Source organism: Bradyrhizobium sp. USDA 3397, assembly GCF_054060965.1.
This window is the reverse complement of record NZ_JBSSDS010000001.1, coordinates 5233226-5259957: the sequence shown is the minus strand read 5'-3', so window position 1 is coordinate 5259957 and position 26732 is coordinate 5233226. Positions and strand designations below refer to the sequence as shown.

The 26732-nt window shown below is 65.0% G+C and carries 22 protein-coding genes and 1 pseudogene; 14 read left to right on the top strand and 9 right to left on the bottom strand.

Annotation, left to right across the window (positions count from 1 at the left end):
* Nucleotides 1-54: 54 nt before the first annotated feature.
* The 4 genes and pseudogenes from ACVWYQ_RS24300 to ACVWYQ_RS24285 form a co-directional block, all read right to left on the bottom strand.
* Entirely contained in the window at nucleotides 55-792 is a 738-nt protein-coding gene (locus ACVWYQ_RS24300) for a DUF899 domain-containing protein (RefSeq protein ID WP_271541619.1), read from the bottom strand.
* 16 nt (nucleotides 793-808) lie between these two features.
* A pseudogene (locus tag ACVWYQ_RS24295) lies at nucleotides 809-1144 on the bottom strand (SRPBCC family protein); the annotation flags it as partial.
* Nucleotides 1145-1152: 8 nt separating this feature from the next.
* A complete protein-coding gene (locus tag ACVWYQ_RS24290) occupies nucleotides 1153-1605 on the bottom strand; it encodes an ArsR/SmtB family transcription factor (protein WP_036038647.1) in 453 nt (150 codons plus the stop codon).
* Nucleotides 1606-1754: 149 nt separating this feature from the next.
* A complete protein-coding gene (locus ACVWYQ_RS24285) occupies nucleotides 1755-2729 on the bottom strand; it encodes a Bug family tripartite tricarboxylate transporter substrate binding protein (protein ID WP_157284857.1) in 975 nt (324 codons plus the stop codon).
* 123 nt (nucleotides 2730-2852) lie between these two features.
* On the opposite strand from ACVWYQ_RS24285, the gene ACVWYQ_RS24280 reads away from it, so the two are divergent.
* Nucleotides 2853-3269 (top strand): VOC family protein, encoded by a 417-nt coding sequence (locus ACVWYQ_RS24280; RefSeq protein WP_271541617.1) that lies wholly within the window; start codon nucleotides 2853-2855, stop codon nucleotides 3267-3269.
* 225 nt (nucleotides 3270-3494) lie between these two features.
* Nucleotides 3495-5075, top strand: coding sequence for an AMP-binding protein (locus ACVWYQ_RS24275; RefSeq protein ID WP_456726454.1), 1581 nt, complete (start codon nucleotides 3495-3497; stop codon nucleotides 5073-5075).
* A 129-nt stretch (nucleotides 5076-5204) separates the two neighbouring features.
* Here ACVWYQ_RS24275 and ACVWYQ_RS24270 read toward each other — a convergent pair whose 3' ends face one another.
* The 3 genes from ACVWYQ_RS24270 to ACVWYQ_RS24260 all read right to left on the bottom strand — a co-directional run bounded on the left by ACVWYQ_RS24270 (nucleotide 5205) and on the right by ACVWYQ_RS24260 (nucleotide 9456).
* Entirely contained in the window at nucleotides 5205-6299 is a 1095-nt protein-coding gene (locus ACVWYQ_RS24270) for an HD-GYP domain-containing protein (RefSeq protein WP_036024045.1), read from the bottom strand.
* A 386-nt stretch (nucleotides 6300-6685) separates the two neighbouring features.
* Nucleotides 6686-8968 carry a molybdopterin cofactor-binding domain-containing protein gene (locus tag ACVWYQ_RS24265; RefSeq protein WP_456726453.1) on the bottom strand — a complete coding sequence of 761 codons (2283 nt, stop codon included), beginning with the start codon at nucleotides 8966-8968 and terminating at the stop codon, nucleotides 6686-6688.
* Nucleotides 8965-9456, bottom strand: coding sequence for a (2Fe-2S)-binding protein (locus ACVWYQ_RS24260; RefSeq protein ID WP_025033225.1), 492 nt, complete (start codon nucleotides 9454-9456; stop codon nucleotides 8965-8967). The genes ACVWYQ_RS24265 and ACVWYQ_RS24260 overlap by 4 nt, the downstream gene beginning before the upstream one ends.
* 518 nt (nucleotides 9457-9974) lie before the next feature.
* Here ACVWYQ_RS24260 and ACVWYQ_RS24255 point away from each other — a divergent pair.
* The 3 genes from ACVWYQ_RS24255 (at nucleotide 9975) to ACVWYQ_RS24245 (ending at nucleotide 11972) form a co-directional block, all read left to right on the top strand.
* Nucleotides 9975-10739 (top strand): alpha/beta fold hydrolase, encoded by a 765-nt coding sequence (locus ACVWYQ_RS24255; RefSeq protein WP_404654521.1) that lies wholly within the window; start codon nucleotides 9975-9977, stop codon nucleotides 10737-10739.
* A gap of 24 nt (nucleotides 10740-10763) precedes the next feature.
* Entirely contained in the window at nucleotides 10764-11099 is a 336-nt protein-coding gene (locus ACVWYQ_RS24250) for a hypothetical protein (protein WP_157284861.1), read from the top strand.
* A 201-nt stretch (nucleotides 11100-11300) separates the two neighbouring features.
* Nucleotides 11301-11972 carry a dienelactone hydrolase family protein gene (locus ACVWYQ_RS24245; protein WP_271541607.1) on the top strand — a complete coding sequence of 224 codons (672 nt, stop codon included), beginning with the start codon at nucleotides 11301-11303 and terminating at the stop codon, nucleotides 11970-11972.
* A 138-nt stretch (nucleotides 11973-12110) separates the two neighbouring features.
* On the opposite strand, the gene ACVWYQ_RS24240 is transcribed toward ACVWYQ_RS24245, so the two are convergent.
* Together ACVWYQ_RS24240 and ACVWYQ_RS24235 are read right to left on the bottom strand one after the other, a co-directional pair.
* Nucleotides 12111-12857 (bottom strand): polysaccharide biosynthesis/export family protein, encoded by a 747-nt coding sequence (locus ACVWYQ_RS24240; protein WP_275511839.1) that lies wholly within the window; start codon nucleotides 12855-12857, stop codon nucleotides 12111-12113.
* Between the two features lie 266 nt (nucleotides 12858-13123).
* The gene (locus ACVWYQ_RS24235) at nucleotides 13124-13441 is read right to left on the bottom strand and encodes a hypothetical protein (protein WP_025033220.1); all 318 of its coding nucleotides are present in this window, start codon (nucleotides 13439-13441) and stop codon (nucleotides 13124-13126) included.
* Nucleotides 13442-13864: 423 nt separating this feature from the next.
* Between ACVWYQ_RS24235 and rpsT the strand changes: the two genes are divergently transcribed.
* From rpsT to ACVWYQ_RS24190, 9 genes are all read left to right on the top strand, one after another.
* Entirely contained in the window at nucleotides 13865-14131 is a 267-nt protein-coding gene (gene rpsT / locus ACVWYQ_RS24230) for a 30S ribosomal protein S20 (protein WP_157284863.1), read from the top strand.
* Nucleotides 14132-15386: 1255 nt separating this feature from the next.
* Nucleotides 15387-16796, top strand: a complete 1410-nt coding sequence (gene dnaA, locus ACVWYQ_RS24225) for a chromosomal replication initiator protein DnaA (RefSeq protein WP_157284864.1) — start codon at nucleotides 15387-15389, stop codon at nucleotides 16794-16796.
* Between the two features lie 381 nt (nucleotides 16797-17177).
* Nucleotides 17178-18296 carry a DNA polymerase III subunit beta gene (gene dnaN, locus ACVWYQ_RS24220; RefSeq protein WP_036002613.1) on the top strand — a complete coding sequence of 373 codons (1119 nt, stop codon included), beginning with the start codon at nucleotides 17178-17180 and terminating at the stop codon, nucleotides 18294-18296.
* A 56-nt stretch (nucleotides 18297-18352) separates the two neighbouring features.
* The gene (locus ACVWYQ_RS24215) at nucleotides 18353-18640 is read left to right on the top strand and encodes a GIY-YIG nuclease family protein (protein WP_157284865.1); all 288 of its coding nucleotides are present in this window, start codon (nucleotides 18353-18355) and stop codon (nucleotides 18638-18640) included.
* A 46-nt stretch (nucleotides 18641-18686) separates the two neighbouring features.
* Nucleotides 18687-19823: a DNA replication/repair protein RecF gene (gene recF / locus ACVWYQ_RS24210; RefSeq protein ID WP_456726452.1), complete on the top strand. Its 1137-nt coding sequence runs from the start codon at nucleotides 18687-18689 to the stop codon at nucleotides 19821-19823.
* Nucleotides 19824-19943: 120 nt separating this feature from the next.
* Entirely contained in the window at nucleotides 19944-20678 is a 735-nt protein-coding gene (locus ACVWYQ_RS24205) for a hypothetical protein (RefSeq protein ID WP_404545157.1), read from the top strand.
* A 120-nt stretch (nucleotides 20679-20798) separates the two neighbouring features.
* Nucleotides 20799-22961 (top strand): hypothetical protein, encoded by a 2163-nt coding sequence (locus ACVWYQ_RS24200; RefSeq protein WP_456726451.1) that lies wholly within the window; start codon nucleotides 20799-20801, stop codon nucleotides 22959-22961.
* A gap of 433 nt (nucleotides 22962-23394) precedes the next feature.
* Nucleotides 23395-25830, top strand: coding sequence for a DNA topoisomerase (ATP-hydrolyzing) subunit B (gene gyrB / locus ACVWYQ_RS24195; RefSeq protein WP_157284869.1), 2436 nt, complete (start codon nucleotides 23395-23397; stop codon nucleotides 25828-25830).
* Between the two features lie 198 nt (nucleotides 25831-26028).
* The gene (locus ACVWYQ_RS24190) at nucleotides 26029-26496 is read left to right on the top strand and encodes a hypothetical protein (protein WP_456726450.1); all 468 of its coding nucleotides are present in this window, start codon (nucleotides 26029-26031) and stop codon (nucleotides 26494-26496) included.
* Nucleotides 26497-26732 lie beyond the last annotated feature (236 nt).

Sequence of the window (26732 nt, the reverse complement as noted above, 5' to 3'; positions counted from 1 at the left end):
GATCGCCCGGTCAAGCCGGGCGATGACACCTTTGATGTGCGTCGAGCGCTCCCCTCACCCGTGGCAGCACGCACCCTTCGCCGGCTGCGGCTCGTACTGGTCGCTCAGGCGCACCCAGTCCATCGGATAGGGCAGGCCTTCCTCATGACGGCCGAGCGGGGTGAGATCGAGATATTGATAAGCGGCGTTCATCATGTCGAGGCCGCGGGCGAAGCAGGAATAGGTGTGGAAGATCGCGCCGGCCTCGTCGCGGAAGAACACGCTGATGCCGGGCAGCTCGGGGCCGTAGAGCGGCGTGGTCCCGAAATTGTACATCGGCTTGCCGGTCGCGACCTCTTCCTGTGAGAACGTCACGCCGTAATCGCGGTTGAAGTCGTTGCCGCCCGAGGAAACCCAGTCGAAGGTCCAGCCCATCCGCTTCTTGAAGTTTTCGAGCTTTGCGCTTGGCGCCAGCGAGACCGCAACCATGGCGGTGTCGCGCGCGGCCAAATGCGGCACCATGCGCTCGAACCCGTCTGCCCAGAACGAGCAGCTCTTGCAGGCCGCGTCCCAATCGGGTGCGAACATCACGTGCTGCACGATGAGCTGCGGCCGGCCCTTGAACAGATCGCCCAGGGACACAATGCCGTTCGGCCCTTCGAATTCGTATGCCTTGTCGACCTTGACCCAGGGGAGCCGGCGGCGCTCGTCGGCAAGCCGTTCGCGGGCCTGGGTCAATTCCTTCTCATGGGCCAGAAGGGCCTTGCGCGCGACGATCCATTGCTCGCGCGAGACGATCTGATGTTGCTGCATGGCGTTCTCCTTGGGGTCAGGCGACGAAAGCATCGAGCTTGTCGAAAATCGAGCTCCAGCCGCGCTCGTGGTTGTCGCGCGCGGTCTCGTCGAAGAACTGGGCGTGATGGAAGATCATCAAGGTGCCGGCAGCGTCCGGCTTCATCGAGATCGTCACCAGCGATTCACGCTCCGGCGTCGAGTGCCAGGCCCAGGTGAAGACCAGAAGCTCGTTCAGCACCACCTCGCGATAGCGGCCGCCGGCCTCGAAATATTCGCCGTCGTCCCCGGTGAAGCTGATGCGAAACCGGCCGCCGACGCGAACGTCGAGCTCGGCTTGAAGCGTCGCCGGCTTCATGTTCGGCGGCCCGAACCATTGCGCTAGCTGCGCGGCTTGCGTCCAGGCGGCGTAGACCTTTTGCGGCGGTGCGCGGAGCCGGCGCGTGAGCGTGAGGCTTGGTCGTTCTGCCGGGCGTTCGGCGGTGTTGGCGGCTGCGTTGGCCATGTCTCTTCCTCCACGAAGGCGGCAAGGCGATCAAGATTGTGGGACCAGAACTGCGCATAGCGATTGAGCCAGTTCATCGCCTGCTCCATCGGCTGCGCGGTCAGCCGGCAGGCGACCGTGCGCCCGGTCTTCTCGCGCACGATCAGCCCGGCATCGGTGAGCACGTCGAGATGCTTCATGATCGCCGGCAGCGATACCGCAAACGGGGCCGCCAGCTCGCTCACCGACAGGCCGTCCTGCTCGCCGAGGCGCGCCAGCAAGGCACGCCGCGTCGGGTCTGACAGCGCCGCAAAAGTCCGGTCCAGCGTCTCGTCCTGATACTTAACCATGTGGTTTAGTATAGACGCGAGCGCGGCAACGTCAAGCCGGAAGGCGCAGGCGCGGATCCGCACGAGAGCGTGATCGGGTTGCCGGCAATGCAGCCAAGAAAAAAGCCCTGCCGAACGGCAGGGCTCTCTTCCTCGTCATCACGAGATTTCTACTCGACCTTCAGGCCGGCGAAGTCGACGACCTTCTTCCACTTCTCGGTCTCGGCCTTGATCTCCTCGCCGAACGCCTCGGGCGTCTGCACCCGCGGCTCGCCGCCGAGCTCGACCAGGCGCTTGGCCATGTCGGGGTCCTTGAGCACCGCGTTGACCTCGGCGTTGAGCTTGGCGATGATTTCCTTCGGCGTGTTCTTCGGCGCGCCCATGCCGAACAACGCGCTCGCCTCATAGCCCTTGACGGTGTCGGCGATCGGCTGCACGTCGGGCAGCTGCGGCGAGCGTTCCGTGGTGGTGACACCGATCGCGCGCAGGCTGCCGGAGCGGATGTGCTGAATGATCGAGGGCATGTTGTCGAAGATCACCTGCACCTGGCCGGCGAGCATGTCGGTGATCGCGGGCGCGGCGCCGCGATAGGGCACGTGCTGCATCTTGCAGCCGGTCATGGCCATGAACATCTCGCCGGACAGATGCACCGAGGTGCCGTTGCCGGACGAGGCCATGTTCACCTTGCCGGGATTGGCCTTCACGTACTCGATGAACTCGGCGACGTTCTTGGCCGGCACGTCCTTGTTGACGGTCATCACGTTCGGCACGCGCTGGAACGAGGCGACCGGCGCGATATCGTTCACGAAGTTGAACTTCAGATTCTTGTAGAGCGAGGCGTTGATGTAGTTGGCCGGATTGACCAGCTGCAGCGTGTAGCCGTCGGGCTCGGCATTGATGACCGATTCGGTCGCGATGTTGTTCCCGGCGCCGGGCTTGTTCTCGACCACGAATTGCTGGCCGAGCTTTTCCGACAGGCGCTGGCCGATCAGCCGTGCCAGGATGTCCGTGGCGCCGCCCGGCGGATAGCCCACCACCCATTTCACTGGACGGACCGGATAATCGGCGGCAAGGGCCTTCGACAGCGGGGTGGCTGCAAGCGGACTGGCGGCGAGCAGGCCCAGCGCGGTACGGCGAGTGATCATCTCAAGGGTTCTCCCAGTGTTGTTCTTGAAGTCGGATGGCTTGAAAGCCGCGTCGCTGCGGTTGTAACAAAGCTTGCCGCGTGCGGAAAGTGCGCGGGGCACATCACGACGAAAGGATGAGACATGCCGGTCAAGGTTCATGCCCTGGATCATCTCGTGATCAATGTCAGCGACGTCGCGGCAAGTGCTGCGTGGTACGGCAGGATTCTCGGCATGGAAGTCAAGGTGTTCGATCCCGGCGGCGGCAAAGCGCCGCGGACTTTCCTTGAATTCGGTAACCAGAGGATCAACGTCCGACAACGCGATGCCGACAAGGTGGAGTGGTTCACCGCGAGCCATCCGACCGCCGGCAGCGAAGATTTGTGCTTTCTCACCTCGGCCACACCGGACGAGGTGGTGGCGCATTTGCAGGCACATGGCGTCGCGATCGAGGAAGGTCCGGGCCCGAGGCAAGGCGCCCGCGGCACGCTGCGCTCGGTCTATTGCCGCGATCCCGATGGCAGTTTGATCGAAATCTCGTCGTACGGGGACGCCGGCTAGAGCCGCCGCGCCCCCGAACGCCGTCATTACGAGGAGCGCTTGCGACGAAGCAATCCAGACTGCCTCCGTGGAGAGAGTCTGGATTGCTTCGCTGCGCTCGCAATGACGGCCGAGAGAGCGCGCTCACGCATACCCCCGATTTGCTTCCCGCGTCGTCCAATGGCAGGAAGACGCAATAATCAAAAGGCAGCCGCCAGCAGGATGCAGGCTGCACCGGGAGGAGCCATGCCAGTTCAACAGATCACAGCCGGAATCGTGGGCCCGTTCGACGGGCTCGACGTGCCCTGGCTGCTCAAGCTGCGCGCCGAAGTCCGGCGTGATCATCCATTCCTGATCTGGGCGCCGTTCGACGCGCCGGCGCGGCGCTGGAGCTACGGCGAATTTCACGAGCGCGTCGGCGCGCTCGCGGCCGGCCTCGCCAGGCGCGGCATCAAGCCGGGCGAGTATGTGCTCATCCATCTCGACAATTGCATCGAGGCGATGCTGGCCTGGTTCGCTTGCGTCGAGCTCGGGGCCGTCGCGGTCACCACCAACACGCGCTCGGCGCCGGCCGAGATCGCGTATTTCGCCGATCATTGCGGCGCGGTCGCCGCGATCACGCAGCCGGCCTATGCGGAAGCCGTCGCGCAGAACTGCCGCAACATAAGGTGGCTGGCGGTGACCTCGCACGATGCGGGCGCGGCCCCCGCGCGGGGCGTCTCGCCCGGCGACAGCTTCGAATCGCTGTTCGCCGACAGTGCCGATCGTCCCCGGCGCGCGTCCGATCCGCTGGCGCCATGCAGCGTGCAATACACCTCGGGCACGACGTCGCGACCCAAGGCGGTGCTGTGGACCCATGCCAACGCGCTGTGGGGCGCCAAGATCAACGCCGCGCACGAGGACCTTCACGCCGGCGACGTGCACCAGGCCTACCTGCCCCTGTTCCATACCAATGCGCTGGCCTATTCCATGCTGGCGACGCTGTGGGTCGGCGCCACTTGCGTGATCCAGCCGCGCTTCTCCGCCAGCCGGTTCTGGGGCGTCGCGCGCGAGCATGGCGCAACCTGGACCTCGACGATTCCGTTCTGCATGAAGGCGCTGCTCGAGCAGGAGATCCCGAAAGACCACAAGTTCCGCCTGTGGGGCACCGCCATCAACGAGCCGCCGGCCTTTGCCGCCTTCGGCGTCAAGATGATCGGCTGGTGGGGCATGACCGAGACCATCACCCACGGCATCGTCGGCGAGGTCGATCAGCCCAACATCCCGATGTCTATCGGCCGCGCGGCGCCCGAATATCAGATCCGCATCACCGACGACGACGGACGACCGACGGAGGTCGGCGGCACGGGCAACCTCGCGATCAAGGGCATCCCCGGCCTGTCGCTGTTCGCCGAGTACCTGCACAACGAGAAGGCGACGCGCGAGAGTTTTGACGAGCACGGCTTCTTTCTCACCGGCGACCGCGTCGAGCGATTGCAGAACGGCTTCATCAAGTTCGGCGACCGCGCCAAGGACATGCTGAAGGTGGGCGGCGAGAACGTTGCGGCCTCAGAGATCGAGCAGGTGATCGCACTCGTGCCGGGCGTGCGCGAGGCCGCAGTGGTGGCGAAGACGCATCCGATGCTGGACGAGGTGCCGGTGGTCTTCATCATCCCGCAGGGCGGCGTCGCGGGCGCTGCACCCGATCTGCATGATCGCGTGATGGAAGCCTGCCGCAAGGGCCTCGCCGACTTCAAGCTGCCGCGCGAGATCAGGCTCGTTGACGACATGCCGCGCTCGACACTGGAGAAGGTGGCGAAGGCGGAGCTGCGGAAGCTGGTGGGGTGAGCTCGTGGGGTGGGTTAGCCGAAGGCGTAACCCACCAACTTTGTTCGGCAATTGCGGAGGCATGGTGGGTTACGCCTGGCGCCTGCGCTTCGCGCAGCCGCGAGGCTAACCCACCCTACGGCATCCCGGCTAGAACGACCCCAGCGCGACCGGGCGGAACGCCTGCAGCAGCTGCTGGTCGAGCTTGCCGCCCATGCCTTCCATCATCGTGAAGGCGCGGGAGTGGGTGAAGGGCATGCGGTAGGCGCGCTTCTCGACCAGCGCGGCGTAGATGTCGACGATCGTCGTCAGGCGCACGATGTCGCTGATCTGGTTCGACGACAGGCCGTTCGGATAGCCGGAGCCGTCGAGGAATTCGTGGTGATGCAGCACCACGTCGAGCATCTCCGGCGGGAAGCCGCCTTGCGCGGCGAGCGCGTCATAGCCGCGGCGCGGATGCTGGCGGACCTCGGCCATCTCCTCGTCGGTGAGCTTGCCGGGCTTGTCGAGCAGCCAGGCCGGAACGAAGGCCTTGCCGACGTCGTGCAGCAGCGCGGCGCGGGTCAGGCGGCGCTGGTCGTCCTCGCGCATGCCGAGATGCTGGGCAAAGGCGACGGCGAAGCCGGTGACGAACAGGCAATGGCGGTAGCTGCCGACATGGTGACAGCCGACCGTGGTGAGCCATTCGCGCAGCGAGGAATGCTTGATCGCCTTCAGGATCTTGCTCTCGGCGGCGATGACGTCGTCGAAGGTCAGAGGCACTCCGAGCGGCAGCTTCTCGAACATCTTGGTCAGCACCGCATGCGCCGCCTCGACCCCGCGGTTGAGCGTCTTGCCGCGATCGGTCGCGTCATAGGCCGCGGTGTCCGGGAAGGCGGCGCGGATGCGCTGCAGGATGGCCTCAGCCTGGAGCGGGCGTGAAATGGTGTCGGTGGCTCCTAGCGCCCAGGCCTGCATGGTGCCGTGATGCAGGGCGTCCGCGAGCACGAACAGCCGCGGCATCGAACGATAGGCGTCGCCGCGCAGCTTGTTGCGGACCCGCTGCACGCTGTCGGGCGAGCGCAGGTTGATGTCGACCACGAGGCCGGAGAGATCGCGCGAGGGCTGGGCGGGGATCTCGTCCGTCTTCACCGTGGAGACGTCGCCGACCGCTTTCAGGATGCTGGCGAGCTCGCTGCTCCCGTCGCTCCGATCGGAGGCGAGCAGGAGCCGGCGTTTGGCGGCGGATTTGGCTGTGGCGTTCATGGCTTCCCCACAAGGACCGGAAACTCGGGCGTATTGGCCGATGAGCCTAAGCCGGATCAGGTTCTCTGGCCCTTAAGAGGCGTGCTCAATGGAACCTTGGGGAATTGCACGCAATTTTACGGATTGGGGTTCAGGGGGGAATTTCACAACCGGCCAAACAACCCCATGCACAGTAGAACGGGCATTGATGGAAAAGAGGAATTTTCTCTCCGTCATGGCCGGGCTTGTCCCGGCCATCCACGGCCTTGGGCTAGACGTGCGAAGAACGTGGATGCCCGGGACAAGCCCGGGCATGACGACGAAATAAATACCGAGCGCACCCAAAACCAATCCGCCGGAGGGCATGCCCTCCGGCGGATCAGCTCATTCAGCCATAGCGGCTCGGCTTACGCCTTCATGCTCGCCTTCACGGCCTCCGCGGTGATCGGTAGCGCCCGGACGCGGGCGCCGCTGGCATTGAAGATGGCGTTGCCGATGGCCGGCGCGACCACGGTGACCGCGGGCTCGCCGACGCCGGTGGCCTTCTCGCCATTGGCGATCACGGCGATCGCGACCTCGGGCGTCTGGCTCATGCGCAAGGGCGTGTAGCCATCGAAATTGGTCTGCTCGATGCCACCGTCCTTCAGCGTCGCCTTCTCGTACATCGCCAGCGACAGGCCCCACAGCGCCGCACCCTCGACCTGGGCGCGGACATTGTCGGGATGCACCTGCGTGCCGACGTCGGTTGCGACCGTGAGCTTCTTCACGGTCACCTCCCCCGACGGCGCGACGGCGACGTGAGCCACGCACGCCGTCCAGCTCGCGGTCGCCCGCTCCTGCGAGGAGACGCAGGCGACGCCCATGCCCTCGCCTTTCGGCAATTGCTTGGTGCCATAGCCGGACAGTCCCATCGCGGCGAGCAGCGTGTTGCGCAAGCGCTGCGCGCCGCCGTCGTTCTTGCCGGCACCGTCGAGCAACGAGATGCGGAACTGGGCGGGATCCTTGCCCGTGGCTGCCGCGATCTCGTCGATCATGCTTTCGACCGCCCAGAAGGTCCAGCCCGGCGCCACCGAGCGAAGCTGGCCGGACGGCGTGGCGTTGTGCGCGAGCTCGTTCTTGATCGCGCGCACATAATGGTTGGGCACGGTGTAGAAGAAGTCCGCCCCGTTCACCGTAAAGGAATCGAGCGGGCCCTTCTTGTCGACCGAGGGCGTCAGGAAATCGGGAATTCCCCAGCGCGCGGTCGGCCAGGCCGAGACCACGTCGTGGCTGATCGCAATGAGCTTGCCATCGCCGTCCACGCCGGCCTTCACCTTTTGATAGGTGAGCGGACGCGAGAAATCCATCGTCATGTCGTTCTCGCGCGAATAGATCACCTTCACCGGCTTGCCGACGGCCTTGGCCGCCTGCACCGCCGGAATCATCATGTCGGCATCGAGACGCCGGCCGAAGCCGCCGCCCAGCCACATCTGGTGCATGACCACGAATTTCGGATCGATCCCGGCAGCTCCCGCCGCGATCGCGCCGGAGCGCGTCGCAAACTGGTTGCCGGAATAGATGTGCAGGATGTCGCCCTTGAACTCCGCAGTGGCGTTCATCGGCTCCAGCGGCGCGTGGATGTTGATGCTGGTGGTGTATTCCGCCTCCACCACCTTGGCCGCCGAACCGAAGGCTGCATTGGGATCGCCGTCCTTGACGAAGAACTGGCCGGAATCGTCCAGCTTCTGGAGCCGCTTGGCCTCGCCGAGCAGCGACTCGCTCGACAGCTTCGCGTTCGGACCCGCGTCATAGGCGATCTTCAGCGCCTGCGCGGCCTTCTTGGCGTTGGCGTAGGTGCTGGCGACCGCGACGACCCAGCCCGACGTCGTCCCGGTCTTGTCGTCGAGCGTGACGGCCTTGATGAAGCCCGGCACCTTCTTTGCCGCGCTGTCGTCGACCGATTTCACGGTGGCGCCGAAGCGCACCGGCGGCGTGACCAGGGCGCCATAGGCCATGCCCGGCAGCATCACGTCGATGCCGTACTTGGCCGTGCCGTTGGTCTTGGAGGGGATGTCGAGCTGCGGAACCGAGACGCCAATCATGGTGTACTGGTCCGGCGATTTCAGCTTGATCGCCTTCAGCTCGTCGGGCGTGAAGGTTTTCGTCGCCTTGCCGCTTTTCACGACATCGGCAAACGACATCTGCTTCTTCGATTTCGGATGCACGATCATGGAATCGCGCACCACGAGCTCCGATGCCGGCACGCCCATGGCGGCGGCGGCACCTTCAGTCAATGCGATGCGCCCGGCCGCACCGGCCCGGCTCATCGCTTCGAAGTTCATCATGGTCGACCAGCTGCCGCCGGTGATCTGCGCGCCGAGCACGGGATCGTTGAACTTGGGATCGTTGGAGGCGAGCTGCACGCGCATGTCGCTCCATTTCGCGCCCAATTCCTCGCAGACGATCTGCGCCATGGTGGAGGCGATGTGCTGGCCCATATCCGCCTTGCCGCAGGTCACGGTGACCAGCCCGTCCGGCGCGATCGCGTACCAGACGCTCGGCTCGAAATTGGCGGGCGCGGCGGCTGCCGATTCGATGCCGGGCACGCCGGCATAGCCGAGCACGAGGCCGGTCGCGGCGGTGCCGACGAGGAAGGAGCGGCGGCTGAGATCCGTCGTCTCGGGTGTCAATTTCTTCACATGCTCGTTCATGTGGGCCTCCGCTCGCTCGAGGTGGCCGAGGCGGTGCGCATCTCGGATGCGGCGCGCATGATCGCCTTCTGGATCCGCGAATAGGTCATGCAGCGGCAGAGATTGCCGTCCATATGGGCGACCACCTCTTCCTTGGTTGGATTGGGATTCTTGGCGAGCAGCGAGGCCGCCTGCATGATCTGGCCGGACTGGCAATAGCCGCATTGCGGCACCTGCTCGGCGATCCAGGCCTTCTGCAAGGGATGATCGCCCTTGGCGGAGAGACCTTCGATGGTGGTGATCTTCTTGCCGGCGACGTCACTGAGCATGGTCTGGCACGAGCGCACCGCTTCGCCGTTGACGTGCACGGTGCAGGCCCCGCACAGCCCGGCACCGCAGCCGAACTTGGTGCCGGTCATCTGCAATTGCTCGCGGATCGCCCAGAGGAGCGGCGTATCGTTCGCCGCATCCACGGACAGACTCCGCCCGTTGATGGTGAGAGTTGGCATAGGCGTCTTTCCCTGCCGGTGCATGAAGCCGCTTACGGCGGCAACTTGAATGGCGGACGCCCACCGGGCTGGCGTCAGCCTTGCCGGCGAGAATGATCGCGTTCCGACGCGGAGGCAAACGCAATTTGGAACGAGTCGAAAAAACGACCGCCACACTCGCTCGTTGTGCGCCGCGCCAAAGGCCGCGACGCAGCCACTGGACACAACAGCGCGTGCTCCGGCATGCGTGCCATCGCATTCAGGCAGTTTCTTCGAGGTAACTTGGCGAGCTAAGGTGCAGCCGCACGCAAACCTTACCCTCCCTGGAGGGGAAGGGTCGATCGCGCGGAGCGCGAGCGGGGTGGAGTGATCTCTCCACACGAACACTGTTGGAGGTGGAGAGACCGTCACCCCACCCCGTCTCACATTTCGCAGCGCTCCATGTGAGCCGACCCGCGGGCGAGCTGCGCTCGTCCCGGACCCCTCCAGGGGAGGGTGAAGCACCGAGTTGGTGGCGAGAAAAGAAAGGGCCGGAAACAATGCCGGAGATCAATCGCGACGGCGTCAACATCTACTACGAGGTTCATGGCAACGGGCCGCCGCTGCTGCTCACCCACGGCTATTCCTCGACCTCGGCGATGTGGCATGGGCAAATCGACGCGCTGGCGAAGGACCACACGCTGATCCTGTGGGACATGCGCGGCCACGGCCAGTCCGATTACCCTGACGATGCGAGTGCTTATAGCGAAGACCTCACGGTCGGTGACATGGCGGCGATCCTCGATGCGGTCGGCGCCAAGCGCGCCATCATCGGCGGGCTTTCGCTCGGCGGCTACATGTCGCTGGCGTTCTACCGCGCACATCCGGAGCGGGCCCGCGCGCTGCTGATCATCGACACCGGCCCCGGCTTCAGGAAGGACGATGCGCGCGAAGCCTGGAACGCGCGGGCGCTCGCCACCGCCGACCGGCTCGACCGCGAAGGCCTCGAGGTCTTGAAAGCGGCGACGCGCGAGCGCGCAACCGCGAGCCATCGCAACGCTAGGGGCCTTGCGCTCGCCGCGCGCGGCATGCTGACCCAGCGCGATGCGCGCGTGATGGAGCTGTTGCCTGAGATCAAGGTGCCCAGCCTGATCGTTGTCGGCGCCGACGACACCCCGTTCCTCGCCGCGTCCGACTACATGGCCGCGAAGATCCCGGGCGCACAAAAGGTCGTGATCCCCGCCGCCGGCCACGCCGTCAACATCGATCAGCCCCAGGCTTTTGTTGACGCGGTCGTGCCTTTCCTGAAGAACTTGCCGGCATAGGCCGATCGAGCAGGGACACAGGCGATGAAGCTGATGATGCTGGCTGCGGGGACGATGTTGCTGTCGCTATCCGCACAGGCCGAGCCGATCGGCGCCGTGCCGCAGCGCCAGCCTTTCGTCACGACCTTGTCGAACAACATTCCGCTCGCCTTCGGCATGGATGCCGAACAGACCGCGCGCGCCCTCGGGCAGCAGCTGCAATATGTGCGGGGACGTCCCGGCCACGAGATCTATCTCGCCTTGCGCAACATCGGCGGCAGCGGCCTGATCCCCTATCGCCATCGCCTGTTTCTGCAGTTCCGTCACGGCCGGCTGGCCGGATGGAAGGAGGACTACGGCGAGAACTGGATGTGGGAGTGAGATCGGTTTTTCAAGTCGTGGAGAAGTCGTATTCGCGCTTTCCTGCGTTGAAGTTGCCATCGTCATGGCCGGGCTTGTCCCGGCCATCCAAGATCTTTGGTGCAGCACGAAGGACGTGGATGCCCGGGACAAGCCCGGGCATGACGAGTTCGTGGAACGATCGAACTTCATAGCAACGACCAACCAAGAAGGACAACCCGCGTGGGACAGGACATCAAGCTGACGGCCTCGGACAATTTCCAGCTCGGCGCCTATCGCGCTGATCCCGCCGGCACGCCGAAGGGCGCGGTGGTGGTGATCCAGGAGATCTTTGGGGTCAATCACCACATCCGCTCGGTCTGCGACCGCCTTGCCGGGGAAGGCTATGTCGCGATCGCGCCGTCGATCTTCGATCGGACGGCGCCGAACTTCCAGTCGGGCTATTCGCCCGACGAGATCGCAGAGGCGCGCAAGTTCGTGGCCAATCCGGACTGGGCCGCGATGCTGCGCGACACGCAAGCTGCGATCGATGCGGTGAAGAGCGTCGGGCCCATCGGCATCATCGGCTTCTGCTTAGGCGGCAGCATCGCCTTCGTCGCGGCGACGCGACTGACCGGCCTGAAGGCGGCAATCGGCTATTACGGCGGCGCTGTCGTGCGCTTCGCCGACGAGGTGCCGAAGGTGCCGACCCAACTGCATTTCGGCGAGAAGGATGCCGGCATTCCGCTCGCCGATGTCGAGACCATCAAGACCAAGCGGCCCGAGGTCGAAGTTCACATCTATCCGGGCGCCCAGCATGGTTTCCATTGCGACGAGCGCGCCAGCTACGACAAGGCCAGCGCCGACATCGCCTGGCCGCGCAGCATGGCGTTTTTTGCGAAGCATTTGAGGTAGAGCCCCGCCTCTTTCCACCGTCATTCCGGGACGCGCCGACAGGCGCGGGCCCGGAATCCATCAGGCGGCAGAGTTGGTAGAGGAATGGATTCCGGGTTCGCGCTAACGCGCGCCCCGGAATGACGAGGGGAGAGAGTCCTAAAACCAGCGCTCGCCGACGAACACGGTGTCGCCGGGCGCGAGCGGCGTGCCGAGCGGCACCACGGCGCGCATGGCGCCGCCGTTCTCGGTGTGCGTGACGGTGACCATGTCACGCTTGGCGCGCGGCGAGAAGCCGCCGGCGATGGCGACCGCGCTCTCGACCGTCATGTTCGGCACGTAAGGATATTGCCCGGGCGCGAGGACCTCGCCGAGGATGAAGAACGGACGATAGGTCTCGATCTCGACCGCCACCGAAGGCTCGCGGATGTAGCCGTTGCGCAGGCGTGCGGCGATCTCGCCGGCCAACCCCGCCGTGGTGCGGCCGCGGGCCGGCACCGCACCGATCAGCGGCATGGTGATGGAGCCGCCGGCGTCGATCGCATAGCTGTTGGTGAGACCTTCCTGGCCGTAGACCACGACGCGAAGCTTGTCGCCGGCGTCGAGATGATAGGAGGTGCCATTGCGCACCGGCACCGCCATCGGCGCGGCGTAGCCGACCGGCATCGGTGCGGGTGAAGCGGCAAAAGAATTGCTGAGCGCTGCGATCGCGCCACCGCCGTTGTTGGCGACGACGACCGGCCGCGGCGCATTATAGGGCTGGCCATAGGCCATGGCATCGAGATCGGGACGAGGCTGCACCATCGCGACGGGAGTTGCGGTCTGCATGCAGCCGCCCAAAGCGAGCGCGGCGGACGCTGCCAAGGACGCCAAGTTCGACCATCGAAACGCGCGTGCAACCGGCACCGGACCCATCCTCGAAACGAGACAGCTCCAGTGATGCACCGGTTATGGTTAATAAAGCGTTGAGTGGAGGCTCCAACCCTCCCCTGGAGGGGGAGGGTCGATCGCGCGCAGCGCGAGCGGGGTGGGGTGATCTCTCCACTCGGGCAGTGTGGACGTGGAGAGACTGTCACCCCACCCGTCTCACATTTTCGCTGCGCTCAAATGTGAGCCGACCCTCCCCCTCCAGGGGAGGGTAAGAGGCAGCTCGGTTACGCGCTCACGCGAGCTCAATCCCGGGAATAGCCGATCAGCGGTTTCCGCGGGCGGAACAGGATCATCAGGAGGATTCCCAGAATGCCGAGGACGGCGAAGACCGGCTGCTCCAGCACCAGGCGGATCACCGATGTCCAGAGCCAGGGCGCCTTGGCCTCGACCCAGGTGCGGAAGGCCGATTGGCTGGCCTGATTGATGTCGTTCCAGAACTGGCCGAAGCGGGTGAATTTGAGGGTCTGGTCGGCCACCCAGCGGGCGCCGTCATAGACCATGAAGATGAACCCGCCAGCGAGCAGCAACAGCCCAATCAGTCGGAAAAAGCCGCGGATCATGCCTCACCTACGATGGCCGTCCGAGCGGACGACCTTTTCGGAACGATGCCAGCCAATAGCCGGCCGACGGCAGAAATTCAACCTCTTCAGGGCGTTACGGCACTCATCCAGGCCGCCAAAGGCGCGTTTCCGGCGCCCTAAAGCGTTGACGGTGCGAAAGACCCTCTCTATAAGGGCGCCAACTGGCGGTGGGCGCAATCCTGCCGCCGCTGTTCTTTGAGCAGTTGCAGGCACCCTGGGCTTCAGGACTCATCCGAGCTTGAAGACACCTTGGAGCCTCAGAGACAGCCGCAAGGCGGTCGCTCATGTTCCGGGAACGGCCCAGCAACCGAACACCCTAAATCCGAGCGTCGATTCCGCGGTCAAGCAAGCCGGCGCTACCCGACCAAGACGCGACCGGTACCCGCAAAGGACATTGAGACCATGGCCAATACCACTTCCGCCAAGAAAGCGACGCGCAAGATCGCCCGCCGCACCGCCGTCAACAAGTCGCGCCGCACCCAGATGCGTGGCGCCGTGCGCAACGTCGAGGAAGCCATCAAGAGCGGCGACCGCGCCGCTGCCGTGAAGGCGCTCGCGACGGCCGAGCCCGCCTTGATGCGCGCCGCCCAGCGCAACATCATTCACAAGAACAACGCCAGCCGCAAAGTCTCGCGCCTCACCGCGCAGATCGCCAAGCTCGCGAAGTAAATCTTGCTAAGTCATCTTGGCGACATCGCCTGATCGGTCGATCCGGTCAGCGCGTCAAACAGCCCGGCCTCGCGCCGGGCTTTTTCGTTGGCTGTCATATTTACGCAAGCAGTCGCGCGAGGCTCACGCGTCGCTTGGACGATTTGCATCGTCCGTCAGTCTTCGTTTCGTAATTTTACCTGCTGATGTTCTGCAACAGCGGAAACTTCACTGCGTTGCAAAAAACCCCTGTGAGGCGGGCGCGAATTGAATCGGTGGCGGACGAGAGTTCTGCACACCGTAGATTCACAGGAATGCGTGTGACGATGGAGTTACCCTGTGAAACGAGACTCAAAAAACGATGTCTCGTTAATCACTTATCGACATAGCGACCGCAAGCATTTGGAAAATTCGGCCCGCGCGTCGAACGCGTGACAAATTTGTAAAAAAAATCGGCGGTGGCGGAGAATTGTCACATGAGGTCCGGCATTTTCGATTCTGTGCACGAATCCAAAAACTTGCTCCGAGCCTGTGCACAACCCACGTGCGACGTTAACTGACGTCAAGTTTTTTTGCTGGCTCAAGTGTGAATCAATTCGTTGCGAGTCTTTCCGCTTAGTGTATTCCTTAGGTCGTCAGCGGCGCCCACGATCTTGAGACCAGCGCGGTATCGGAAACGGGGCGAGCGTGCAAATCGGCGGCGATGTGCACGTAGGCGACGCTTCAACAAGTGATTGTCGGACGAACCCATAGCAATGTGGGAAGGGTAGTACTTTGTCTGAATGTCTCCAAGCGGGTTCTTATCCATCCCGTCGCGCCAAGGCGTACAAGAGAGACATCGCGAAGCTATCCCGGCACACAAGGTGGCGAAGTCGAGCGGACGGCTAGTACATTTGGGCAGGCATCCGCGACAGGAGTACGGCGCGGTTGTCTTCAGGACACGCAGGACCTTGTCGTGAGCGATCACGGCAGGACGGGGAGGTATCATGTCTTACGGACTCAACGCGGTATTTCAGCACGTTTCCTTTTCCAACGATGCCGTTTCAGCTCCGTCGGATCTCCAGCCTCCCGCGTGTGACGGAGCGCCGAGTACGCGCTGACCTCGCGACCCCTCCATCTCTGACATCGCTGATCTGACCCGCGGCGTTCGCGCCGAACGGTCGAGCTATGCCCGACGATGGACTCGCTCGAGGTCGCGCCACTTCAGGGACCGTGGCAAGAACCCTGCATGGCGCTCACAAACGCAACTATATCTCTCAAGAGAAGTTTTCTGACGATGACAATGGAACAGGATCGCTGGTCACGCGTGAAGGGTCGGCTGCGCTCGAGCGTTGGCGAGGACGTCTACACCAGCTGGTTTGCACGCATGGATCTGGAAGGCGTGCAGGACGAGAGCGTGCGGCTCTCGGTGCCGACGCGGTTCCTGAAGAGCTGGATTCAGGCCCATTATGCCGAGCGCGTGCTGTCGTGCTGGCAGGCCGAGATGCCGGAAGTGCATCGCATCGATCTCACGGTGCGCTCCGCCGTGCGCCCCTCGGCGCAGCCGAAGGAAGCGCCGGTGCCGGTCGAGGCGCGCCGCGCGCCGACGCCGGAATTGCGTTCGACCGCGACCGCGCCGGTCTCGGCCAATCACGACGCGCTCGGCGGCTCGCCGCTCGATCCGCGCCTGACCTTCGCCAGCTTCGTCGTCGGCCGCTCCAACACGCTGGCCCATGCGGCCGCGCGCCAGGTCGCCGAAGGGCGTCGGGGCGACCCCGTGATGTTCAACCCGCTCTACATCCATGCCGGCGTCGGCCTCGGCAAGACGCATCTCTTGCAGGCCGTGACCTGGGCCGGCAATTCCGGCAACGAGCGCAAGGTGCTGTATCTCACGGCCGAAAAATTCATGTACGGCTTCGTCGCCGCGCTGAAGACGCAGACGGCGCTGGCCTTCAAGGAAGCGCTGCGCGGCATCGACGTGCTTGTCATCGACGACCTCCAATTCCTGCAGGGCAAGTCGACGCAGGCCGAGTTCTGCCACACGCTGAACGCGCTGATCGACGCCGGCCGCCAGGTCGTGATCGCGGCCGACCGTCCGCCGTCGGATCTGGAGAGCCTCGACGATCGCGTCCGCTCGCGGCTCGCCGGCGGGCTCGTGGTCGAGATGGGATCGCTCGGCGAGGAGCTGCGCCACGGCATCCTGAAGTCGCGCGTCGCGGCGGCCCGCGCCCATCACGCCACGTTCGAGGTGCCCGAGGAGGTGCTGCATTATCTGGCGCGCACCATCACCCATAACGGCCGCGACCTCGAAGGCGCGATCAACCGCCTGCTGGCGCATTCCAAGCTCAACAACCGGCCGGTGACGCTGGAGATGGCCGAGCACGAGGTGCGCGACCTGGTGCGGCCGCAGGAGCCCAAGCGGATCAAGATCGAGGACATCCAGCGCGTGGTGGCGCGGCAGTATAATGTCAGCCGCTCCGACCTCTTGTCCTCGCGCCGCACCGCCAATGTGGTTCGCCCGCGCCAGGTGGCGATGTATCTCGCCAAGACGCTGACGCTGCGCTCGCTGCCCGAGATCGGCCGCCGCTTCGGCGGTCGCGACCACACCACCGTGCTGCACGCGGTGCGCAAGATCGAGGCGCTGGTCTCCAAGGACACCGCGCTGTCGGAGGAAGTGGAATCGCTGAAGCGCCAGCTTCAGGAATAAAGGCCTATTTCTTCTTTCACCTCTCCCCGCTTGCGGGGAGAGGTCGGATCGCTCTTGCGATCCGGGTGAGGGGGTACCGATCCAACGGCAGGCTCGCCCGCGGAGAGAAGCCCCTCACCCCAACCCTCTCCCCGTAAGAACGGGGCGAGGGAGCGCACCTACACCTGGGCGCGGTCTTCGTTTTGGCGCGGTAAATCGTGGGGAACTGGCCCCAATCCCTTGAATCCGCGGGGCATCCGCGGCACCTTGCGCGACCCAGACGGCTTTGGTCATATCGGCAGGAATGATCCGGCCTTGCGGGGTCTTCGGTGCCGTGGCGCGCGTCCCGCCGCCCGGCCTTCTCAACGCTGTGTTTTCCTAAGGGATCGGGCGAGTAGTGCAATGAAGGTTACGGTCGAACGCGCACAATTGCTGAAATCGCTGGGCCACGTCCACCGCGTGGTCGAGCGCCGCAACACGATCCCGATCCTCGGCAATGTGCTGGTGCGCGCCGAGAACGCGAAATTGTCGCTGAAGGCGACCGACCTCGACCTCGAAGTGACCGAGACGCTGCCGGCGGAAACCGCGACCGCGGGCTCCACCACCGTGCCGGCGCACATGTTCTACGACATCGTGCGCAAGCTGCCGGACGGCTCGCAGATCGTGCTGGAGGCCGACGGCGACCGCGCGGTGCTCGCGATCCGCGCCGGCCGCTCGCGCTTCACGCTGCAGACGCTGCCGGAGAACGATTTCCCGGATCTGGCCGCCGGCGACATGTCGCATTCGTTCTCGCTCGCCGCCAAGGACGTCAAGCGGCTGATCGACCGCACCCAGTTCGCGATCTCCACCGAAGAGACGCGCTATTACCTCAACGGCATCTATCTGCATGCCGCCGGCACGCCAAAGGCCGCCACCCTGCGCGGTGTCGCCACCGACGGCCACCGCCTCGCCCAGCTCGACCTGGTGCAGCCCAAGGGGGCCGAGGGCATGCCCGGCGTGATCGTGCCGCGCAAGACGGTCGGCGAGGTGCAGCGCCTGATCGAGGACACCGAGGCCGAGATGACGATCGAGCTGTCGCAGGCCAAGATCCGCTTCACCATCGGCAACGTCGTGCTGACCTCGAAGCTGATCGACGGCACCTTCCCCGATTACGGCCGCGTCATTCCGCAGAACAACGACAAGGAGCTCGTGGTCGACAAGAAGGATTTCGAGAACGCGGTCGACCGCGTCTCCACCATCTCCAGCGAACGCGGCCGCGCCGTCAAATTGTCGCTGTCGGCGGGCAAGCTGGTGCTCTCGGTGACCAATCCGGATTCCGGCAGCGCGACCGAAGAGCTCGAGGTCGAATACGCCTCCGACGCGCTCGATATCGGCTTCAACTCCCGCTATCTGCTCGACATCGCCGCCCAGATCGAAGGCGACGTCGCCACGCTCCGCCTCGCCGACCCCGGCTCGCCGACCCTGGTGCAGGACCGCGACGACAAGAGCGCGCTGTACGTGCTGATGCCGATGCGGGTGTGAGACGATTTCTCTCTTTTCGTCATGGCCGGGCTTGACCCGGCCATCCATCAAGCAAGATGACCTATTGGGTGTACATTCTCGCCAGCAAGCCCGGTGGAACGCTCTACATCGGCGTCACGAACAATCTGGTCAGGCGCGTCTATGAACATCGCGAAGGTCTGGCAGACGGTTTCACCAAACGCTACGGGGTGAAAACCCTGGTCTATTTCGAGGCACACGACACGATCGCCGCTGCCCTTCAGCGCGAAAAGAACATGAAGCACTGGTCACGCGAGTGGAAGATCGACCTGATCGTGAAAAGCAATCCCGCGTGGCAAGACCTATATGATGAAATAGCCCGCTGACGCGGCCGATGGATTGCCGGGTCAAGCCCGGCAATGACGAGCTAGCATGACCCCCTCCCGCATTCATCGGCTGACGCTGACGCATTTTCGCAATTACCGAGCGGCGGGGCTCGAGACGGCGGCTGATCTGGTGGCGCTGGTCGGGCCGAACGGGGCGGGCAAGACCAATTGCATCGAGGCGATCTCGTTCCTGTCGCCGGGCCGCGGCCTGCGCCGGGCGACGCTGGAGGATGTCGCCGACAACCAGGGTGACGGCTCCTGGGCGGTGTCGGCGCAGGTCGAGGGCGCGCTGGGGCTGGCGACGCTCGGCACCGGCATCGATGCGCCGCGCGCGGACACCACGGTCAGCCGGCGCTGCCGCATCGACCGCGAGCCGGTGGGCTCGGCCAGCGCCTTCGGCGATCATATCCGCATGGTGTGGCTGACGCCGGCGATGGACGGGCTGTTCATGGGCGCAGCGTCCGAACGGCGGCGCTTCTTCGACCGTCTCGTGCTCGCCATCGACAGCGAGCATTCCAGCCGCATCAACGCGCTCGAGCGCTCCTTGCGCTCGCGCAACCGCCTGCTGGAGACGCGCAATTACGACGACCATTGGTGCGACGCGATCGAGCGCGAGACGGCCGAGCTCGCGGTCGCGGTCGCGGCCACGCGCGGCCAGACTGCGGCAAGGCTCACCGGCATGCTCAACGCGCGCGCGCAAGAATCCGCATTTCCGTCCGCTCAAATCGCGCTCGACGGCTGGATGGAGAATGCGCTGCTCGAGGAGACCGCGACCTCGGTCGAGGACCGCTACCGCCAGATCCTGCGCGACAACCGTCCGCGCGATGCGATCGCCGGCCGCACCACCGACGGCCCGCATCTCACCGACCTCCAGGTGATCTATGCGCCCAAGAGCATGCCGGCGCGCGATGCCTCCACCGGCGAGCAGAAGGCGCTGCTGATCGGCCTCGTGTTGGCGCATGCGAGCCTGGTCGCCGAGATGACCGGCATCGTGCCGCTGCTGCTGCTCGACGAGGTGGTTGCGCATCTCGATCCGAACCGCCGGGCGGCGTTGTTCGAGGAGCTGAAGAAGCTCGGCGCGCAGGTATGGCTGACCGGTGCGGATCCTGCCGCCTTCGCCGAGATCGGAGCGGGGGGCGAAGTGTTTGACGTCGAGAGCGGACGAGTCTCGGCCCGCCTCTAGGCCGCCGCATTGAACCCGCCTGTTCCAGATCGCGACTAGCTGCTTGAGGCCGCAAGAAGCGGCCATCGCGCAGCACTCGGACATGCGCGATATCCTTCGCGATATTTTTGGAGCATGAGCATGACGGCGGTGAGGCATGGGGCGCAAGCCCCGGCACGATGGCAGTTGTTTGCGTGCGGCTTCGCCCTGCTTGCGATGTGCATGCTCGCGGCCAGCGCCGGTGCCTCGCTGCCGCATCTGTTTCCGACGACGCTCACGCTGGATTCCGATGCCAAGCTGCCCGCACCGACCCGCTACACTTACAGAGGGATCCACACCACGCTGATGCAGGGCGTCGACGCGCCGCTCCGCGTCAGGCTGGAGGCCACCGTGCCCGCAGGGCTCAGCGACGTGCTCGCCTTCTACCGGACCGAGCTTCGCAAGCTCGGCTGGCAAGAGCAGCATGATGGCGCCGTGGTCAACGCCGATCACGTCCGGCTCGCCTTCGTCTCGCCGCTGGGGCCGGCCGCGCTGAAGCTCGCCCGCAAGGATTCCGGCACCTCGGTTCATCTGGTGCAGAAGAACGCGGACATGGCGATGAAGGCAAACGTGCTGCCCGAGCCCGGCCAGGCGAAGCTGGTGTTCAGCAATATCGGCGACAAGGAAGCGGTCCTCACCATCAACGAGCGGACCATCCCGCGTCCGGCCGGCGCGAATGCCGTCGCGCTGGACCTCGCGCCGGGCGAATATTCGTACAGGCTAGCCGTCCCGGGCCAACCCGCCACCACGAACATCCTCACCGCCGCCGCCGGCGACACCTGGGAGCTCACGGTCGGGCGCGACGGTGACGCCTGGCCGCCGTTGCAGCTGTACTGAGCCTGTTGAACCTCTCCGGTTCCCGGCGCGACTTCTCGTCTGAGGCCGCGCCGGCGGCGCCGCAGGCCGCCAATGCGCAAAGGCATGACGACCCGCGCGACATCCAGGAGTTTTTTGACGATGCCGATGATCCGGCGCGGGGCGCAAGTCCCGGCAAGATGGCTGCTGCTTGCCTGCGGCATTCTCGCGATAGCGATCCCCTCGCGTCCCGCCGGCGCGGCAGATGATGGCATCGTCGACGTCCATACGCTGCCGCGGCTCGACGGTGCGGTGGAGGACACTTCGCGTCCCGACACCTATCGCGTGATCTACACCGTGCCGACCCCGCTTGCCGCCACGTCGGACGCCACCAGGAAGCTGCTGAGCGCCGACGGCTGGGTGCCCTATGTGTATCCGCTGGATGAGAAAAGCGCAGCGTTGACCTTCAAGAAGGGACGGCAAGGGCTGCGCGTTTCCTTCACACAGGCGCGCGGGCGACCCGACCAGTCCGCCGTGTTCTACACGCCGAACCGGATCTATGCGAACGTGCCCTTTCCGGAAGGTGCGATCGATCTCGTGTTCGACGAGACCCGGCCCTATCTCAGCTGCATCGCGCCCGGCGCGCTCGATGCGACCGCAGCATTCTTTACCAAGGACATGGCGGCGATGGGGTGGCGCAAGCTGAACCCAGAGACGGCCTTGCGCTGGCCGAACGCCGATCTTGCCGGGACCGTTCCGAACGGCGTTCGCGTCTTCTATGACCACCCCGATCGCGACGCGACGCACGTCTACCAGAAGCCGGTGATGCTGACCCTGACGCGCCGCGACGATGGCCGCACCAATGTCGAGATCCGGGTCGCGCCGTTCGCGCTGCCGGAGGTGCTCGAGGCCGACGACGACATGGCCGGTCTGCCGCGGCCGAAGCCAACCAAATCTGCGCGGGGCCTCGGCAGCGCCAGCTCGAACAAGCGCGAGATCTCGGCCGCCGCGATGGCCGAGCTGCCCGCCGTGCGCGCCTTCTATCAACGCGAGCTCGCCGCGCGCGGCTGGCAGGAGGATGGCAGCGCACCGCTCGCGCCCGGCGACGAGGTGGCGATCAAGATCTCCAACACCGATGAAACCGGCGTGCTGCGGCTCGGCCGCAAATATGATTTCACCATGGTCAGCCTGACCGCGCAGGTGAAGGAATCCGCGCTCGCCGCCCGCGCCAAGGCGAAGAAGGAGGCCGACGCGAGATTCCTGAGCGATGCCTTGGGTACGGCTCAGCAGCTCATTGCGGCCGATGATATCAGGCGCAAGACGCAGGCCGCCTCCCTGTCGGACGCCCCGCTCACCGCGCTCGCTGACAGCAAGACGCCGGTGCCGCTGCCCGAAAACGCCGAAGCCGTGACGTTCGAAGGCGGCGACGGCCACCTGGAATTCTCCTCGGCGTCGAGCGTGAAGGCGCTCAGCAGCTTCTATCGCACCGCGCTGAAGAGTTCGGGCTGGAAGGAGCAGCCCTCCGTCATCAACCAGCCGAACATGGCGGTGATGGCGTTCTCGAAGGGCGGCAAGTCGATCTCGATGACGGTGATGCAGATGGGCCCGAAGGTGAATGTCCGCGCCGACGGATCGGGCCTGGTGACCGAAGCGGCCAAGCCTGCGGCCGGCGCGGCGGTGGAGATTCAGGCCAAATCCGCCGAGCCGCTCAAGCCCGATCCTGAGTCCCCGCTGCCGGTGCCGACGCAGCGTTCGTCGAAATCGCTCGCCACCACCAAGATACCCGGAGGCGAAGCGCCGCTCCGCCGCGAGCTCGAGGCCCGCATCCCCGCTTCGCTCGACGAAGTCCTCGCCTTCTACCGGGCCGAGCTTGCAAAGCTGGGCTGGCAGGAGAGAGCCGACGGCGCGATCGTGTCCGCGGAACGCGCGCAGATCGACTTCACCTCGCCGCAAGGTCCCGCCATGCTCAAGCTCGGCCGCGCCAAGGGCGAGACCACGGTCAGCCTGGCGCAGAAGAATGCCGATGTCGCGGCCAAGGCCGAGATCATGCCGAAGGCGGGACAAGCGCGGCTCATGCTCGGAAATATGGCAGCGAACGAGGCCGCGCTGACGATCAACAAGCAGACTGTGAAGATCGCAGCCGGCGCCGGCGGCCCGCAATCACCGAAAGGCCCGATGCTCGACCTGCCGCCCGGCAAATACGCGTACGCGTTGCGCCTGCCCGGCCGGCCTGCGCGTAACGAGTCCCTGACCGTTGCCGCCGGCGAGGCCTGGGGCCTTCTGGTGGGCCCGAGCGGCGACGTGCTGCCGCTGCAGATGTATTGAGACGCCACGAAGCAGGTGCGCTCCCTCTCCCGCTTGCGGGAGAGGGTTGGGGAGAGGGTGCTTCCACATTGGGACAATCCCCAAGATGAGAAAGCCCTCACCCGGCGCGCGGGACGATGCTTCGCATCGCTCGGACGCGCCGATCCCGTAAGCGGGAGAGGTTGCACCGACGCTGTGGCCCGACCAAAACCGAACCTTTCACCCCGCAGAATCCACGGCTTTTCGAGGAAAAAAACTGCCCTCGAATCGGGCTTTTTGCGGCGCCCAGAATCGGCCCTCCGGCGCCTTGAAAACCGGCCGAAAAACCCCATCTTCTCAAAGGGTTGCCGGAGGATACTTTGCGCTAGGCGCAAGCTGTCTTTCATGGCACAAATAGCCCCGCAAATCAGCGCCTTCTGCGCCGCTGATTCGGGCGACATCTCGAAGGCCTCTCATGACAGAACCTGCTCGGCAGCACGCTGCCGAAAACGAGCCCTCCAACGCGAGCGATTACGGCGCGGAATCGATCCGCGTGCTCAAGGGACTCGATGCCGTCCGCAAGCGCCCGGGCATGTATATCGGCGACACCGACGACGGCTCGGGTCTGCACCATATGGTCTACGAAGTCGTCGACAACGCCATCGACGAAGCGCTCGCCGGCCATGCCTCGCGCGTCGAGGTGATCCTCAACGCGGATAATTCCGTCACCGTGCGCGACGACGGCCGCGGCATTCCCGTCGACATCCACAAGGGCGAAGGCATCTCGGCGGCCGAGGTCATCATGACCCAGCTGCACGCCGGCGGTAAGTTCGACCAGAACTCCTACAAGGTTTCCGGCGGCCTGCACGGCGTCGGCGTCTCCGTCGTCAACGCGCTGTCGAGCAAGCTCGGCTTGCGCATCTGGCGTGACAACAAGGAGCACTATATCGAGTTCGCCCACGGCGATGCCGTGGCGCCGCTGAAGGTCGTCGGCGATGCCCCGGGCAAGCGCGGCACCGAGGTGACGTTCCTGGCCTCGACCGAGACCTTCAAGAACGTCGAATACGACTTCGCCACGCTCGAGCATCGGCTGCGCGAGCTCGCCTTCCTCAATTCCGGCGTCAACATCGTGCTCTCCGACATGCGCCACGCGGTCGAGAAGCGCGAGGAGATGTTCTATTCCGGCGGCGTCGAGGAGTTCGTCAAATATCTCGACCGCAACAAGAAGGCGCTGGTGCCGGCGCCGATCATGGTGCGCTCGGAAGCCAACGGCATCGGCGTCGAGGCCGCTTTGTGGTGGAACGACAGCTACCACGAGAACGTGCTGTGCTTCACCAACAACATCCCGCAGCGTGACGGCGGCACCCATCTCGCCGGCTTCCGCGGCGCGCTGACGCGCCAGGTCAACGGCTATGCCGAGGCCAATGCCAAGAAGGAAAAGATCGCGCTGACCGGCGACGATTGCCGCGAAGGGCTCACCGCCGTTCTCTCGGTGAAGGTACCCGATCCGAAGTTTTCGTCGCAAACCAAGGACAAGCTGGTGTCCTCGGAAGTGCGCCCCGTGGTCGAGAACGTCCTCAACGAGGCGCTTGCCGCCTGGTTCGAGGAGCACCCGAGCGAAGCCAAGATGATCGTCGGCAAGGTGATCCAGGCCGCGGCGGCCCGTGAAGCGGCGCGAAAGGCGCGCGAGCTGACGCGCAAGAGCCCGCTCTCGGTCTCCTCGCTGCCGGGCAAGCTCGCCGACTGCCAGGAAAAGGATCCGGCCAAGTCCGAGCTCTTCATCGTCGAGGGCGACTCGGCAGGCGGCAGCGCCAAGCAGGGCCGCAACCGCGAATTCCAGGCCGTCTTGCCGCTCCGCGGCAAGATCCTGAACGTCGAGCGCGTCCGTCCCGACAAGATGCTGTCGAGCGAGCAGATCGGCACGCTGATCACCGCGCTCGGCACCGGCATCAGCGACGAGTTCTCGGTCGAGAAGCTGCGCTATCACAAGATCATCGTGATGACGGACGCCGACGTCGACGGCGCTCACATCCGCACGCTGCTGCTGACGTTCTTTTACCGGCAGATGCGCGACATCATCGACGGCGGCTATCTCTATATCGCCCAGCCGCCGCTCTATAAGGTCTCGCGCGGCAAGTCCGAGCAGTACCTGAAGGACGAGCGGGCGCTGGAAGACTATCTCATCGACGCTGGCCTCGATGATTGCGTGTACATCCCCGGCACCGGCGGCGACCGCTCCGGGCGCGATCTGCGCGCGCTGGTCGACGACGCCCGCGTAGTCCGCAGCGTCCTGCGCAACCTGCACAGCCGCTATAATCGCAAGGTGGTCGAGCAGGCCGCCATCACCGGCGTGCTGAACAAGGAGATCTACGGCGATCCCGAGAAGGCGGCGGCCGCCGCGCAATACATCGCGAGCCGGCTGGACAACCAGGCCGAGGAGGTCGAGCGCGGCTGGGTCGGACAATTCGTCGAGGGCCAGGGTTTCCTGTTCGAGCGCACCGTGCGCGGTGTCAAGGAAGCCGCCGTCATCGACGACGCCCTGCTCGGCTCGGCCGAGGCGCGCAAGCTCGACGAATACACGACCAAGCTCCAGGACGTTTACGCCCGCTCCGGCAAGCTGCGGCGCAAGGACTCAGAGCACGTGGTCCACGGCCCGGTCGATCTGTTCGAGGCCGTGACCGATTCGGGCCGCAAGGGCATCAGCCTGCAGCGCTACAAAGGCCTCGGCGAGATGAACCCGGAGCAGCTCTGGGAAACGACGCTCGACACCGAGGCACGCTCGCTGCTCCAGGTGAAGGTTAAGGAGGTCGACGAGGCCGACGACATCTTCACCAAGCTGATGGGCGACGTCGTCGAGCCCCGCCGCGATTTCATTCAGGAACATTCGCTGAGCGCGACGATCGATATTTGAGGGCTCGCTGCTTCCGCGGCGGCGTGGCCGGGCTTGTCCCGGCCATCCACGTCTTGCCCCGCGGAACAAAGAACGTGGATGCCCGGGACGAGCCCGGGCATGACGGCGCACCAATTCGGCTCTGAACCTCACCACGGGCCGTCGCGACGAAACGGCATGAACCCGCAAGGCCAATTCCGGCCGGGAAAATGTCGCGCCATGACCGCCTCTGCAACGCCCAGTTCCGCTGTGCCCTCACGCCGCCTCGGCATCATCGGCAGCATCGTCGGCGTGCTGGCGCTGATGGCGGCGGTGCTGCCGCATTGGGTCGTGCCGATCGTGTTTCCGCCGCCGCCGGCGGACAAGGTGATCGTCGACACCGGACATCGCATCAAGGACCGCATCGTCGCGAAGGTGAAGGGCGTCGAGTATCAGGCTCCGAAGGTCGAGAAGTCGGCTGGACGAAGCTGGAGTGAAACCGCATCGGTCACGGCAATCTCGCTCGGCCTGCTCGCCATCCTGCTTTCGGTGCTCTCCCTGATCTTCCGGGAGGAACGGCTCCTCGCCGCCGTCGCCGCCACGCTCGGCACCGGCGCCATCGGCATCGAAATCTCCTTTTTCATGATGGGGGCTCTGATCCTGATCGCGATCCTCTATGTGATCGGGAATATCATCGGGCTGTTTTGAGGGGCCGCTTGCCACAAGCTCCCGTCCTCATCCTGAGGAGCCCGCAAAAGCGGGCGTCTCGAAGGATGGCCACGGGCGACATAGGGGCTTGCATGGTTCGAGACGCGCGTTCCGCGCTCCTCACCATGAGGGATCAGCAGCCTCGCCTGGGCTCACGGAACGGCCACGAACCACCGCCCAGTACAATTGCTCCCGCGCTCAAATCTCTGTAGTTTCCGCCCGAAACAGGCCCTCCC